Below are 14,590 nucleotides of genomic sequence, written 5' to 3'. Positions count from 1 at the left end.
AGAAGACGTAATCGAAATGGCTGCTTCCTCATCTGCCCCCGCACACGAAAGCGCGATTTTTGATCGCGATCTTTTGCTTGCCTTCCGTCGACGCGCATTCAGACGCGCTGAGCCGGGCGCGGATTTTCTCTTGCATCGTGTTGCCGAAGATCTGGAAGACCGTCTGGATGCAGTCAAACGCCGCTTTCCTGTTGCTGTCGATCTTGCAGGTCATAATGGATCCGCCGCAGCAGCCATTGGCCGATCAGGCAAAGCCGATCTGATCCTGCGCATCGAACGCGATGAAGCGTTCTTGAAAGGCCCTTTTGCAGCGATTGTTGCCGATGAAGAGATTCTGCCGCTCAAGCCCGGTAGCGTCGATCTTATCGTTTCGCTCATGTCTTTGCACGCAACCAATGATACGCCGGGCACAATGGTGCAGATCGCGCGTGCGCTTAAGCCCGATGGTCTTTTCCTCGCAGCATTCAGCGGCAATGGGACCTTGGGCGAATTGCGCGAAAGTCTTTTACAGGCCGAAATTGAACTGACTGGCGGCGCTTCTCCACGCGTCTTTCCATTTGCGGATGTGCGTGATGTAGGTGGCCTTTTGCAACGTGCAGGTTTTGCGCTTCCAGTAACGGACGTGGAAAACGTCACCGTGCGCTACGATAGTCTCTTCAACCTGATGACCGATCTGCGTGCCATGGGCATGCAGAATGTATTGCGTGACCGTTCGCGCAAGCCGGTATCGCGGCGACTTTTCCTGCGCGCAGCCGAAATTTATGCCGAACGCTTCAGCGATCCTGACGGGCGTATCCGTGCCACGTTCTCGACAATCTGGTTATCGGGCTGGGCACCACACGAATCGCAGCAAAAGCCACTCAAGCCCGGCTCTGCCAAGGTTTCACTGGCTGATGCGTTGAAAAATGTCGAATAAACTCTTAGAGCATCTCTCCTGAAAATGGGAACCGTTTTTGAGGTAAAGACCTGCTTAAAAACAAACAGATAGAGCCTTTTCTACGATTCATCTTAAACAGGAAATGCTCTAGCAGTCGCCCGTATGGCTGCCGTCTGGGTCAATGACACAGATCGGGCGTACAGGTGCTTTACGCGCGACGACTGGATCGCGTTTGATCGAACCGGTCATGGTGCGATCAATACCATCCGGCAGCACGGATTGGGCTGCAACCTTATTAGCCTGATCATTTAAAACCGGCACAATGATCAGCGCGAGGGCAACAGCGGCGGAACCAAAAAGAAGCACGACGCGCAAAATGCCACGACCAGCTTTCGAGAGTGGTCCCGGCGTATATTCATTATGATCTGCACTGAAATAATTATTATCGAAACTCATGAGGCAAACTCCGGGGACTTGTCCCAGAGAATGCCGCAGTGGAGTGAATCATCGATTAACGCGGGCTGTAAATCGTAAGGAATTGTCAGCTATTTTTAGACTTTCCACAGCTCATAAAAGATCGATCAAAAACGGTATCAGCGGCTCATCGGCAGGTGGCATCGGATAGTCCCGCATATCCTTTGGCCGGACCCATTTCAGCGCCTGTCCTTCCAGCCCCTGTGCAACGCCCTCAAACCGGCGGCAGACATACAGTGGCATCAGCAAATGAAAGTCGTCATAGGTGTGGCTGGCAAAGGTCAGCGGTGCAAGACACGCTACCTTTGTCGTAATGCCAACTTCTTCCTGCAACTCGCGGATCAGTGTTTCTTCGGGAGTTTCACCCTGTTCAACCTTGCCACCGGGAAACTCCCAGAGACCGGCAAGCGATTTTCCTTCCGGCCGTTGCGCCAGAAGAACGCGTCCATCAGCATCCACAAGCGCGCAGGCCGCAACCAGCACGATACGGCGGGATTTACTCTCACTCATTTTTCATTGCTCTCCCGGTAAGCGTAACGATAGGCTTCCTCAAAGCCAAAGCGCTTGTAAAGCGCAAGCCCCGCCACATTGTCCGCTTCAATCTGAAGCCATGCCTTTTTAGCACCGAGGCTCGCGGCCCATTTAAGCGTTGACCCGATTATGGCGCGCCCATATCCATTGCGACGGGCATCGGGCAATGTGCCTACATCGAAAAGACCGGCCATAACACCGTCCTGCACACAAAGCACATTGGAAACAGCGCGTCCGCCATCTTCGAGAACAAACATGCCCTTGTTGGGACGAATGCCGTCGAGCAGCTCAGAGAACCCCGGACGAAGTTCTTTGGGGCGTCCGTGGATCGCCACGGATGCCTCGACAAACCGCCCGATATCTTTGAGAGGTATCTGATCCCGTTCCTGCGACAGATCCAGCTCTTCCAGATTGGAGGTCATGACGATGGTTTCGTCCTGACGCTTCCATCCCAGACCTTCGAGATAATCTTCAAGTTCGACCGGCGCGAGCGGCGAAAGCCGGAAACATGGCACACGTCCGTAAGCGCGAAAGCGCTGTGAAGCCAGTTCGATACGCGCCGGAATATCACGCGTATCACCCGGATCGAGCGGATTGACCGAGTTGAGGCGCTTTGAAGGATGTGCAGCCGTCATGCGTATCGCCCATGTCCCGTCATAATGAACGGATGTCGCAGGCCACGCACGAAAGCCCACGGCCTCAAGCTGGCGAACGATAGCTAGATTTTGCGCGGAACCGGGCTTTGTCACAGTCAACTCCGTAAACTCAGCTTCTGTAGTCGCCATTAATAGCCACATATTCTTTTGTCAGATCGCAGGTCCAAACCGTTGCTTTGCCGCTACCGATCCCGAGATCAACTCGGATGAGGATATCCTCGCCTTGCATATAGGTCGAGGTTGCCTCTTCGGAATAGGCCGGGTCGCGTTCGCCCTGATATGCAACACGAATATCGCCGAACCAGATTGCCAACAGATCGCGATCAGCCGGTTCTCCGGCTTTGCCGACAGCCATGACCACACGGCCCCAATTGGCGTCTTCACCGGCAACGGCGGTCTTGACCAGCGGTGAATTGGCAATGGAAAGCGCGATTTTCTTGGCGGAAGCTGCGGATTTTGCGCCAGTCACTTCGACTTCGACCATCTTGCGCGCACCTTCGCCATCCCGCACGACCTGAAGCGCCAGAGATTTAAGAACACGTGCCAATGCCTTCTTGAATTCGCCAAGGCGCTTGTCTGAGGCGTCTGTAATTTCAGGTGCGCCGCGTTCAGCAGCGGAACCCGTTGCAAACAACATCAGCGTGTCGGATGTGGAGGTATCGCTATCGACTGTGACTGCATTGAATGTCGAGCCGACGCCCTTCGACAACAAGCTTTGCAGGACATCCGACTTGATCGGTGCATCGGTGACGACGAATGAAAGCATGGTCGCCATATCAGGCGCGATCATGCCCGCGCCCTTGGAAATCCCATTGATCGTGACCGGAACCTGACCGAGCAACACCGTTTCGGTCGCCACTTTCGGATAAGTGTCGGTCGTCATGATGGCTTTAGCTGCTTCTGTCCAGAAATCGTCGCTGGCAGATTTCGCCATATCGTCGAGAAGTCCGGAGAACTTGGACGCATCCAGCGGCTCGCCGATAACACCGGTAGAGGCAAGAAACACATCGGTCGTATTGCAGCCCACAGCTTTGGCTGCCGCTTGAGCCGTTGCTTCCGTAGCTGCTCGGCCCTTGAGACCGGTAAAAGCATTGGCATTGCCCGAATTGACCACGACTGCGCGCGCCTTGCCGTGTGCGAGATTGCCACGGCAGAAATCAACCGGCGCTGACGGGCAGAGCGAACGCGTGAAAACGCCTGCCACTTCTGCTGGTTTGTCGAACACCATCAGCATGACATCCGTGCGGCCCTTATACTTGATACCGGCAGCGGCGGTTGCAATGCGCACACCGTGAATAACCGGCATGGATGGATAATGTTTAGGGGCGAGCGGTGATACGGAAGCGGACATGATTGCCTCTGAAGAGATGCGATTTGATTCTGGCGCATTGGAAATGTTTGCGGCGTAAAATCAAGTATTAACTGGAGCGCATCCCGAAAAGTGCGAAGCGGTTTTTGGACAAGATGCGCGCCAAAGCAAATATTTGGAGCGTTTCCCCTGATACAGGGAAAATTGAAACGCTCTGAGCGACAATGAAAAACGCCCCGGAAATCCGGGGCGTTTGTATTTCTTTCAAGGCTTACTGCTGCGGCTGGGTAGCGGCTGGGGCATCGCCCTCATCGCCTTGTTCCTGTGCCGCTGCGGCTTCTTTCATGGCTTTATCGACAGCCGGATCCTTATATTCGATCTTCATGCCATCGCGCAGCTTCTTGACCATTTCGACATAACGCTCACGCATGATGATCGAACGGATCTGCTCAGAAACCTGATCGAATGCTGGTGGCTGTTTTGTACGGCGATCTTCTAGCTGGATCACGTGGAAACCAAACTGCGACTGCACTGGTTCCTTGGTATATTCACCTGGCTTCAATGCAAAAGCTGCTTTTTCGAATTCCGGAACCATCTGTCCTTCGGAGAAGTAACCGAGATCGCCGCCATTAGCAGCAGTGCCATCGGTCGAGCTTTCCTTGGCGAGATCTTCAAACTTCGCGCCACCTTCGAGCTTCTTGATGATCGCTTCAGCTTCTTCCTTGGTCTTCACAAGAATGTGACGTGCACGCACTTCGACCTGCGGCGGAATAGCTGCGATTTCCTTGTCGTAACGCGCACGAACATCGGCGTCAGAAATCTTGTCGACAACCGCATCCTTGAAATATTCGTTATGGAGTGCGCGTTCACGCAGGAATTCCATACGGCTTTTGAATTCATCGCTCTGATCGAGCTTTTCCTTCGCGGCTTCATCAGCCATCGCCTTGATGTCGATGAGAGCTGCGAGAGCGGCCAGACGGCGCTGTTCAGCCGGAAGGCGTGCAAATTGCGGATCAAGATCACCAGCGGCCTGATCAACTTCACCTACGGTGATATCTTTACCGTTTACAGTCGCAAGAACCTTTGCAGGGTCTTCGGAAGCAGCTGCAGACTGTGTTGCTTCGGACTGGGTGGCTTCAGCTGGCTTTGGTGCAGCATCCTGCGCAAAGACAACGGTGCCCGAAAAACCTGCCAGTGCAACAGACGTGGCAAGAATGGCAAGAGCCTTGCGGTACGGGGCTTTGAGAATGGCTTTCATATGAGATTCTCTCCTTCGAGACCGCCTACCGGCCCCATGAATGCGGCGGAATTTGGCCCGGGAGGACTGTTCTCCGCTATAAAAGACAGGATTTCCGGCCTGTCGAGCAACGTTGACATCGCTTGAAGCCCCTCTTATCTGTCCTTCGACTTGTCGTCCAGTAAGCGACCGGGGGAATTACGCGAAAAATGCGCCGTATCTGGCGGCTTTTAAAGCGCAGTTTTCTTGCATTTGTTTCAATACGCGTGAATAAAGCATTCGACATTGCCGGAAGCGCTTCCGGCTGAACGGACAGGAAAGGACCAGGAATGGTCAGCTTTGGCGGCCTCGCCCGCAAGATATTTGGTTCATCCAACGACCGCCAAGTGAAATCACTGCGGGCTCGTGCGGAACAGATTACTGCGCTTGAGAAGAATTACGAAGGAATCACCGACGAAGAGCTTCAGGCGAAGACTGCGGAATTTCGCGCAGCACTCGCAGAAGGCAAGAAGCTCGACGACCTGCTGCCGGACGCTTTTGCAACGGCGCGTGAAGCCGCCAAGCGCGTGCTCGGTATGCGTCCTTTCGACGTACAGCTGATCGGCGGCATGGTCCTGCATGAACGCGGCATTGCTGAAATGCGCACGGGTGAAGGCAAGACGCTGATGGCGACGCTGCCTGTTTACCTCAACGCGCTTGAAGGCAAGGGCGTGCATGTGGTGACGGTCAATGATTACCTCGCCAGCCGCGATGCCGAAACCATGGGCAAGGTTTATAACTTCCTCGGTCTCACCGTGGGCGTCATCAAGCACGGCCTTGATGACAACGAGCGGCAAGCCGCTTACGGCTGCGACATTACCTACGGCACCAATAACGAGCTCGGCTTCGATTATCTGCGCGATAATATGAAGTATGAGCGCGGCCAGATGGTACAGCGCGGTCACAACTACGCCATCGTCGACGAAGTGGATTCGATCCTCATTGACGAAGCGCGTACGCCGCTGATCATTTCCGGCCCGCTCGAAGATCGCTCCGACTTCTACAACCTCATCGACACTTTCATTCCAGCCCTTGAGCCGGAAGATTTTGAGATCGACGAGAAGCAGAAGACAGCCATCTTCACCGAAGTCGGCACCGAAAAGGTCGAGCAGCTTCTCGACGCTGCGGGACATCTGAAAGGCGAAAGCCTGTACGACATCGAGAATGTCGCGATCGTCCATCACCTGAACAACGCGCTGCGGGCGCATAAATTGTTCCAGCGCGACAAAGACTATATCGTCCGCAATGACGAAATCGTCATCATTGACGAGTTTACTGGGCGCATGATGCCGGGCCGCCGTTATTCGGAAGGTCTCCATCAGGCACTGGAAGCGAAGGAAAAGGTTACGATCCAGCCTGAAAACCAGACACTGGCTTCGATCACTTTCCAGAACTATTTCCGCATGTATACCAAGCTCTCCGGCATGACCGGTACGGCTGCAACGGAAGCGGAAGAGTTCGGCAATATTTACGGTCTCGAAGTTCTGGAAATTCCGACCAATCTTCCCGTCAAGCGTATTGACGAAGACGATGAAGTCTATCGCACGGTCGAAGAAAAATACAAAGCCATCGTCAAGGACATTCACGCATCGCATGCAAAGGGACAGCCGGTCCTCGTCGGCACAACCTCGATTGAAAAGTCAGAGCTTCTGGCTGAGCGTCTGCGCAAGGAAGGTGTGAAGGACTTCCAGGTCCTCAACGCCCGCTACCACGAGCAGGAAGCTTTCATCATCGCGCAAGCTGGCGTGCCGGGTGCCGTGACCATCGCCACCAACATGGCGGGTCGAGGTACGGATATCCAGCTCGGTGGCAACCTTGAAATGCGCGTGCGTGAAGAGCTTTCGGATGTGCCTGAAGGCCCAGAGCGCGATGCGAAGATCACCGAGATCAAGGCTGATATCGCGCGGCTGAAAGAAAAAGCTCTCGCTGCCGGTGGCCTTTACGTTCTGGCGACCGAACGTCACGAAAGCCGCCGTATCGACAACCAGCTGCGTGGCCGTTCCGGTCGTCAGGGCGATCCGGGCCGTTCGAAATTCTTCCTGTCGCTTCAGGATGATCTGATGCGCATCTTCGGCTCCGACCGTATGGACGGCATGCTGCAGAAGCTCGGCCTCAAGGAAGACGAAGCCATCGTCCACCCATGGATCAACAAGGCGCTTGAAAAGGCGCAGACCAAGGTTGAGGCGCGTAACTTCGAAATCCGCAAGAATCTGCTCAAGTACGACGACGTCATGAACGATCAGCGTAAGGTGATCTTCGAGCAGCGCCTTGAAATGATGGACGAAGAAGACCTGACTGAGACCGTGGCGGAAATGCGCCATGAGGTCATAGAGGACATGGTCACTCTGCGCATCCCTAAAGATGCTTACGCTGAAAAGTGGGACATTGCGGGCCTGAAAGACGACGTTCTTACCAAGCTCAACCTTGTCCTGCCGATTGAAGATTGGGCCAAGGAAGAAGGCATCGCCGAAGAAGAGTTTGAAGCCCGCATCAAGGAAGCTGCCGACAAGGCCGCTGCCGAGAAGGCAGAGCGCTTCGGCCCGCAGATCATGACTTACATCGAAAAGTCGGTGATCATGCAGTCGCTCGACAATCTGTGGCGCGAACATCTGGTCAATCTCGACCATCTGCGTTCGGTTGTCGGCTTCCGTGGCTATGCTCAGCGCGATCCGCTCAACGAGTACAAGACGGAAGGCTTTGAGCTGTTCCAGTCCATGCTCGCGAATTTACGTGAAGTGGTCATAACACAGCTCTCGCGCGTTGAAATCGTTCGTGAAGCTCCACCAGAGCCGGAGCTTCCGCCAATGACCGGTCGCCATATCGACGGCACCACCGGCGAGAATGACTTTGATGAGAACGCATGGGCAGAGCATCAGCAGGATGAACGTGTCATCCCGGCTGGCGAGCGTGACCCGGCAGATCCGACGACATGGGGTAAGGTCAGCCGTAATGAATCCTGCCCTTGCGGATCAGGAAAGAAGTACAAGCACTGCCACGGAGCGTTTGATTAAGCGCATACCGAAAAGTGTTGTCTCATACAAAACCCCGGCGTGAAATCGCCGGGGTTTTTCTTTGTACACTTGGTGCCGCTGCCCGCATATTTTAAACATCAAAGCGACACATCAGAAACGAGTGAAGAAGACATAGATCGCCATACACTTCAATTTCAGCAATTGCTTAAAAACTGATATCTTCAGAAAGTAATTACCATCTCTTTCAATTTGGCTCCGCTTTGACAGCAAAGATCTTTTCTTTTTACCTTTTTAAAGAACTGCCATCTAATGATCAGCCATTGCAAAACCGAAACAGTTTCGGATGCGTATAAAAGATGGTCCTTAAGAAGATCAGAAAAAATAGCGGAGCCTTGAACTAAAGCCTGTCGCGGGAAATTGGGATCCGGTTTTCCGATAACGACATGCTTTAAGCATTTCCAGCAAAAAGTGCGAAGCGGTTTTGCGTAGGATAATGCGTAAAAACAAATAGTTACTGCGGTTCCAACGATTCAGTCTTAACTGGAGCCGCGGTAAGAACAAAGACCTAAAACGCGACGCGCTTTAAGCTCCGCGATAAACAGGGTTGGCAACGAGTGGGTTTTTCGGCAACGAGAGCAGCGAGCCAGTTTTTGCCTGGCAAGATCGCAGCCAGACTTCGTCCCATGACGGAGCGGGTTGATGCTGTCTTAATGGGAGCAGGCCCGCAGGCAAGTGCCCAGCGCTCGTCGCTGCTGGCCTTTTCTGTGCGTGCAGCAAGTGCGGCAATAGCTCTGCTTTCACAGGTTATCCTCGCCCGCTGGATGGGTGAATTCCAGTATGGCATTTTCGTTCTCGTCTGGCTAACCATGATCATTATCGGTGATCTCGCCTGTTTCGGATTGCATACAACAATCATCCGCTATGTGCCTGAATATATTCAGCGCAACCTGCTTAATCCGCTACGCGGCATTCTTTATACCGGACGGCTTTTCGCGCTCGGATCAGCAACCGCGATCGCCTTGTTAGGCGTCGTGCTGTTGGCACTCCTGAAAGACCGTATCGAGAGCTATTATCTCATTCCGTTCATTCTCGGCTTCGTGTGCCTGCCAATGATTGCGCTTGGCGATATGCTCGATGGCATTGCCCGGTCGCGTACATGGATCATGTTGGCACTGACGCCGAGCTATATCATCCGTCCGCTGCTCGTTCTCATTTTCATGATTGCAGCTCACGCCGCAGGATTGCCATCAACTGCTACAAATGCACTCGCTGTTTCCATCGCCGCAACCTGGGTGACCACGATCGGGCAATTGCTGACCCTTGATCGGTCACTTGCAAAAGATATCTCATATGGACCAAAGGAGATCCATTTGGCGGCATGGATGAAAGTTGCCCTGCCGATTTTCTTTGTCGAAGGTTTTTTCTTCCTTCTGATCAATGTCGATGTGCTAATGGTTGGCCACATCATGGACCCGCAGCATGTGGCGATCTATTTCGCGACAACAAAAATCATGGCGCTGGCCCATTTTGTTTATTTCGCGGTCAAGGCAAGCGTCGCACAACGCTATTCTGATCTGCTGCACAGCGGCGACCGTGCGGAATTTGCAGCCTTTGCTGAAGCATCGACCCGCTGGACCTTCTGGCCGACATTGTTTCTCGGCATTGTCATCCTTGCCATGGGCTATCCGCTGTTGATGCTCTTCGGCAGCGCCTTCACGCTAGGCTATCCGCTTTTGTTCATTCTGATCATCGGCGTGATTGCACGCGCAAGCGTCGGACCTGCCGAAAGCCTGCTCAACATGTCTGGCAAGCAGAATATCTGTGCTCTGCTCTATGCAGTGACGCTTGCCGTTAACGTCGCGCTCAACCTTATTCTCATTCCGCGCTTTGGTCTGATGGGAGCCGCCTTCTCGACAGCCATCTCGATGCTGCTTGAGGCGGTTCTGCTTTCAACCGCTGTGCACCGCACCATGCAGATTACGATGTTTATTCTTATTCCCCAAAAGCGCACCCGAGATGCCCGCAGCAATAGCTCTGAGGAGACCTTGTAATGGCCGCGAAACCTTTGCTTGAAGAATCCGCAGGCGGACACACAGCCCGCATCATTTCGCAATTGTCCGAAAATCTGCCAGCTATGGATGCGACTAAACGACTGGAGGAAAGCCTGCATAGCCGCGATATCCCACGCAAGCTTGCAATCTACGGTGCATCGGCAGGCTTTGAATTGCGTGACGAGCTTGACCACCTGAGCAATCGCACGATTGAGCCGAACATCTTTTTCAACGCACGTTTTCTCGCCCCGGCCATGCCGCGTCTGGAGGACCGCGAAGTGCGCTTCATGGTCATGCGCGATGAAAACGAAGTTCGTAGCCGGCTGCGTTTCGTCATGCCCTACACCATCGAGCGCCCCGGGCTACCGCTTTCTGCACCTGTCATTCGTGCCTGGGCAACGCCATTTGGTCCGCAGGGCACGCCGCTTATCGACCATGATGACCCCGTTGGCGTTCTGGAAGACCTGTTCGATATTCTTGCACGCGATCATATCAAAATGCCGGAAGTCCTGGTGCTTCCCGAAATGCGGGCCAATGGTTCGGTCGCAAAACTAATCCGCTCGGTAGCGGTGGGTCGACAATTGCCCATCGTTTCAATCGAGCAGAAAGAGCGTCCGTTCCTGGAAAGCAACCTGGATGGGGAAGACTACGTCAAGCAGGCTATCGGTGCGCATCATCGTCGCGAATATAGTCGTCTATGGCGCCGCCTTGCAGAAAAAGGCGAACTCGCACACCGTATTGCAAGAACGCCAGATGAAGTCCGCCATGCGTTCGAGCATTTCCTGACATTGGAAGCCAGTGGCTGGAAAGGCCGACGTGGAACTGCCATGGCTGTTGACCGCTTTCGCGCGGCCTTTGCCCGTGAAGCCGTCAACAATCTTGCAGAGCGCGACTGCGTTCGCATCCACACATTGGAACTCGCTGGCCGTGTGGTAGCCATCCTGATTGTTTTCACTGTCTCAGGCGAAGCATGGACCTGGAAAACAGCCTATGACGAAACGCTTCAAACCTATTCACCGGGCATGTTGTTAATGATTGAGGTGGTTAAAAATCATCTTGAGGATACGAACATCACACGCACGGATTCGTGCGCTGTGCCTGATCATCCGGTTATGTCCCGTCTGTTTAAAGAACACGAAACCATTGAAACTCTGGTGGTTGGTCTTCGCCCGGGAGCTGACAAGAATGTTCGGCAGGCAGCATCGCAAATCCACCTCTATCAGCGGACGCGCAATCTCACGCGCATTATCCGAAATCGCATCCGCAACTTTACCGAGCGCAAATAACAGGTAGCCAAGACAAAAGAAAAAAGATGCGATTACTTGAGATAATCGGAAGCTGTGCTATCATTGTTTTTGGGAGAGCGCCTGAAATCAAAATTGGCAGGCGAAAAATGAGGGTCTGATTTGCTTGGCATTGAGTTTTACTCAATTGCGATTAAGTAAACCGATAAACACGACCATCTTTCGCCGCTCACAAACACCAAAGCGCCTCCCTTGGGAAGGAGATGCGCTATGTTTGAATATCTCACTTATCTGAAAACCCTCGACCTGATAGTGCTCGGATTTATTGCCTTTCTGGTCTGCTGGAATATCGTCGAGTACAATCTGCGCCGCTGAGGCTAACGCATGCCACAGCTAAATGGACACATTTAGCGTTAGCGAACATGCGACAATTAAAGGGATTCAGGACGAGCGCCATGGGTGCGATTATGCGCTACACGCTCTAGAGCGCCGTGCGCCCTCTTGGGCGCACAAAGGTCGCTCTAATACTTTATATTTACAGCATAATTTTACCTTAAACTGATTCAAGTTTAAGGAATTATGATGTAGAGAGTATTCCGATTTGACTGACTGAGATCTGCGCTCCCAGATCTGGTTTAATTTGTGTTTTGTCTGATCCCGCTTAGGCGCTCTACACCTTTCGGGATATGCGCTCAGGTCTTTTACCAGAATCACAATCTTGTAGATCCCAGTTTCACTCAGTCCGGATTTTGCTCTAAGCATCGGCCCAAAAATCGGATTAGATTTTTGGAAAGAACGATGCGTAGACTCAGTAATTAGGAGCTTGCTTTGTCCACCCAAGAGAGCGCACGGCACTCTAAACAGCTTTGAAAAGGTCTTTTGGACTGACGGGTGAGCGCTTTGTTCAAGCCAAATCGCCTGTCTCGCCGACTTCGCGGCTTAACTTGAAAGTATAATCGGTCAAGCAGCTTGAGGGCGATTGACCTTGTTTCGTTTAGCCGGTATATCCCTCCCCGCTGTCCGTTTTTGGACCATGTCAGACTGCATTGGCAGTCGTGTGCGGGTGTGGTGGAACTGGTAGACGCGCCGGACTCAAAATCCGGTTCCGCAAGGAGTGTCGGTTCGATTCCGACCACCCGCACCATTTGTCCCACCACCCATTATTCACGCTGCTTCCAGCGCCTGTGCGAGATCTGCAATCAAATCATCCGGATGCTCAATGCCAATCGACAGACGGATCGTCGATTCAAGCACACCGATCTTCTCACGCACCTCAATCGGAACACCTGAATGCGTCATGGCTGCCGGGTGGCTTGCCAGCGATTCTGTTCCACCAAGGCTGACAGCGAGTTTGATGATCTGCAAAGCATTCAGGAAACGGAAAGCTGCCGCCTGCCCCCCTTTGATATCGAATGAGAAGGTGGAGCCTGCACCTGTGCACTGGCGTTTGAACAATTGTCCGACAGCGGATGCTTCATCTGAAAACGGCAGATAATGCAGCTTCTCGACTTTCGGGTGCTCGCGCAAGAACTCAGCGGTTGCAAGCGCATTCTTGTCAGCACGATCCATACGAATGCCGAGGGTTTCAAGCGAGCGCCCAAGCATCCAGCAGGAATGCGGATCAAGCTGCGTTCCAATCGCCCCACGCAACGCCTTCACCTGTTTGACCACGGCCTTGGCACCGAGAACAGCGCCAGCAATCAGATCGGAATGACCGCCGACATATTTCGTCAGCGAGTAAAGCGAGATATCTGCACCGTGTTCGAGCGGCTTCTGGAAAACAGGGCCCAGCAAAGTGTTATCGCAAACGATGACAGGGCGTAGCCCTTCCTGCTTTGCCGCAATCTTCTCGGCAACGCGCCGGATGGCTGCGATGTCGACCAGACTGTTGGTCGGATTGGCGGGCGTTTCAATCAAGATGACCGAGACGCGCCCCTTGTTTGTCGCTTCATCAGCGGCCTTTTCAATCAACGTCTCATGCACACCATCGGCAAACGCCACAGCCGCAACGTTGAAATTATGGAAAGTCTTCGCGAGCAATGTTTCGGTGCCGCCGTAAAGCGGCTGAGAATGCAGGATTACATCCCCGGGACGCGCGAAAGCAAACAAGGTTGTCGCAATTGCCGACATGCCGGACGAAAACAACGCGCAACTCTCGGTCCCTTCGTAGACAGCAAGGCGATCTTCCACGATCTCGCTGTTGGGGTGATTGAAGCGTGAATAGACAAGGCCCGCACCAACGCCCGCTGGCGGCTCTTTACGACCGGAAACGAAATCAAAGAAATCGCGCCCGTCTTCGGCAGTCTTAAAAACGAATGTTGAGGTCAGAAACACCGGCGGCTTGACCGCACCCTCGGAAAGTTCAGGATCATAGCCATAATTGAGCATCTGGGTTTCTGGATGAAGTACATGATTGCCGATGCTGGTCTTATTTGGACGAGGCGCGGTCATGTTTGTCTCCTGTAAAAGATCCTCCCGCTCAACAAAGTGAGCGGGAACAGCTTACCAGAGACGTTCGGGAATCTTCTTGCGTTGTTGACCGCTCAAGCGAGCGGCAACGAAAAATATTCCATCGATATCATCACGCAGATTGCGCGGCTTATTTAATCACCAGAACAGGAACAGCACTGAGCGACAACACTTCTGCTGCCTGACTGCCCAGAAGCAATTTGTTGACGCCACGACGACCATGCGATGCAATAACTATCAGATCACACTGCTTGTGCTTGGCCGCCTCGATAATCCCTTGTGCTGGTGACTGGTTCTCAATGTGCAGAACCTCGGCAGGAACATCCACGCTCTCGGCTTTTGCCTTAGCCTTTGCGAGAAGCTCGGCGGCAGCTTGGGTGATTGCCTCACGATACTCCTGAAAAGCTGCCGGGCTCGATGCCCATTCCGCAGCAACAACAATGCCATAGGACGGCAGAAGTTCGGTCACCGAAACAAACAACACCTTTGACCCAAGTTGCTTTGCAAGAGTAAGCCCCTGGTCCACGCCCTTATCGGCGAGTTCAGATCCATCGGTTGCGATCAAAATAGACTTATACACAGTTCGGACCTCCAGATTGTGATGGTCATCCGATCATGCCTGTCCTGACGGAAAGAGCATTGATGCGGATCAATGAAGCATTTGAGCCAAAAGTGCGAAGCGGTTCCGACGACTCAACCTTAACTGGGACCGCTCTAAGACAGCAAAAGCT

At 53.3% G+C, this 14,590-nt stretch carries 11 protein-coding genes and 1 tRNA gene; 5 read left to right on the top strand and 7 right to left on the bottom strand.

Annotation, left to right across the window (positions count from 1 at the left end):
- Positions 1–16: 16 nt before the first annotated feature.
- Complete coding sequence (locus QBD00_RS06700; protein WP_095447997.1) at positions 17–916, top strand: methyltransferase domain-containing protein; 900 nt, start codon at positions 17–19, stop codon at positions 914–916.
- A gap of 108 nt (positions 917–1,024) precedes the next feature.
- Here QBD00_RS06700 and QBD00_RS06695 read toward each other — a convergent pair whose 3' ends face one another.
- The 5 genes from QBD00_RS06695 to QBD00_RS06675 all read right to left on the bottom strand — a co-directional run bounded on the left by QBD00_RS06695 (position 1,025) and on the right by QBD00_RS06675 (position 5,105).
- Complete coding sequence (locus QBD00_RS06695) at positions 1,025–1,333, bottom strand: hypothetical protein (protein ID WP_095447546.1); 309 nt, start codon at positions 1,331–1,333, stop codon at positions 1,025–1,027.
- A 111-nt stretch (positions 1,334–1,444) separates the two neighbouring features.
- On the bottom strand, positions 1,445–1,861 hold the full coding sequence (mutT, locus tag QBD00_RS06690) for an 8-oxo-dGTP diphosphatase MutT (RefSeq protein WP_095447547.1): 417 nt from the start codon (positions 1,859–1,861) through the stop codon (positions 1,445–1,447).
- Positions 1,858–2,667: a GNAT family N-acetyltransferase gene (locus QBD00_RS06685; protein WP_318578970.1), complete on the bottom strand. Its 810-nt coding sequence runs from the start codon at positions 2,665–2,667 to the stop codon at positions 1,858–1,860. Before QBD00_RS06685 ends, mutT begins: the two co-directional genes overlap by 4 nt.
- Complete coding sequence (gene argJ, locus QBD00_RS06680) at positions 2,648–3,889, bottom strand: bifunctional glutamate N-acetyltransferase/amino-acid acetyltransferase ArgJ (protein ID WP_318578969.1); 1,242 nt, start codon at positions 3,887–3,889, stop codon at positions 2,648–2,650. The genes QBD00_RS06685 and argJ overlap by 20 nt, the downstream gene beginning before the upstream one ends.
- A 229-nt stretch (positions 3,890–4,118) precedes the next feature.
- Positions 4,119–5,105 (bottom strand): peptidylprolyl isomerase, encoded by a 987-nt coding sequence (locus QBD00_RS06675; RefSeq protein WP_095447998.1) that lies wholly within the window; start codon positions 5,103–5,105, stop codon positions 4,119–4,121.
- 308 nt (positions 5,106–5,413) lie between these two features.
- On the opposite strand from QBD00_RS06675, the gene secA reads away from it, so the two are divergent.
- From secA to QBD00_RS06655, 4 genes are all read left to right on the top strand, one after another.
- Positions 5,414–8,134, top strand: coding sequence for a preprotein translocase subunit SecA (gene secA / locus QBD00_RS06670; protein WP_318578968.1), 2,721 nt, complete (start codon positions 5,414–5,416; stop codon positions 8,132–8,134).
- Positions 8,135–8,778: 644 nt separating this feature from the next.
- Positions 8,779–10,146, top strand: a complete 1,368-nt coding sequence (locus QBD00_RS06665) for a lipopolysaccharide biosynthesis protein (protein ID WP_412534996.1) — start codon at positions 8,779–8,781, stop codon at positions 10,144–10,146.
- Complete coding sequence (gene bspF, locus QBD00_RS06660; RefSeq protein ID WP_318578966.1) at positions 10,146–11,432, top strand: type IV secretion system effector crotonyl transferase BspF; 1,287 nt, start codon at positions 10,146–10,148, stop codon at positions 11,430–11,432. Before QBD00_RS06665 ends, bspF begins: the two co-directional genes overlap by 1 nt.
- Positions 11,433–12,449: 1,017 nt before the next feature.
- Positions 12,450–12,534: transfer RNA gene (locus QBD00_RS06655), tRNA-Leu, on the top strand.
- Between the two features lie 20 nt (positions 12,535–12,554).
- On the opposite strand, the gene QBD00_RS06650 is transcribed toward QBD00_RS06655, so the two are convergent.
- Complete coding sequence (locus QBD00_RS06650) at positions 12,555–13,841, bottom strand: cystathionine gamma-synthase family protein (protein ID WP_318578965.1); 1,287 nt, start codon at positions 13,839–13,841, stop codon at positions 12,555–12,557.
- Between the two features lie 148 nt (positions 13,842–13,989).
- The gene (locus QBD00_RS06645; protein WP_151095793.1) at positions 13,990–14,439 is read right to left on the bottom strand and encodes a universal stress protein; all 450 of its coding nucleotides are present in this window, start codon (positions 14,437–14,439) and stop codon (positions 13,990–13,992) included.
- Positions 14,440–14,590 lie beyond the last annotated feature (151 nt).

Source organism: Ochrobactrum sp. AN78 (assembly GCF_029909885.1).
Taxonomy (GTDB): Bacteria; Pseudomonadota; Alphaproteobacteria; order Rhizobiales; family Rhizobiaceae; genus Brucella; species Brucella quorumnocens.
This window is presented reverse-complemented; position numbering and strand designations above follow the sequence as displayed.

Coding starts and splice junctions, on each gene's coding strand:
- QBD00_RS06700 (WP_095447997.1), top strand. CDS start 17: ATGGCTGCTTCCTCATCTGCCCCCGCACACGAAAGCGCGATTTTTGAT.
- QBD00_RS06695 (WP_095447546.1), bottom strand. CDS start 1,333: ATGAGTTTCGATAATAATTATTTCAGTGCAGATCATAATGAATATACG.
- mutT (WP_095447547.1), bottom strand. CDS start 1,861: ATGAGTGAGAGTAAATCCCGCCGTATCGTGCTGGTTGCGGCCTGCGCG.
- QBD00_RS06685 (WP_318578970.1), bottom strand. CDS start 2,667: ATGGCGACTACAGAAGCTGAGTTTACGGAGTTGACTGTGACAAAGCCC.
- argJ (WP_318578969.1), bottom strand. CDS start 3,889: ATGTCCGCTTCCGTATCACCGCTCGCCCCTAAACATTATCCATCCATG.
- QBD00_RS06675 (WP_095447998.1), bottom strand. CDS start 5,105: ATGAAAGCCATTCTCAAAGCCCCGTACCGCAAGGCTCTTGCCATTCTT.
- secA (WP_318578968.1), top strand. CDS start 5,414: ATGGTCAGCTTTGGCGGCCTCGCCCGCAAGATATTTGGTTCATCCAAC.
- QBD00_RS06665 (WP_412534996.1), top strand. CDS start 8,779: ATGACGGAGCGGGTTGATGCTGTCTTAATGGGAGCAGGCCCGCAGGCA.
- bspF (WP_318578966.1), top strand. CDS start 10,146: ATGGCCGCGAAACCTTTGCTTGAAGAATCCGCAGGCGGACACACAGCC.
- QBD00_RS06650 (WP_318578965.1), bottom strand. CDS start 13,841: ATGACCGCGCCTCGTCCAAATAAGACCAGCATCGGCAATCATGTACTT.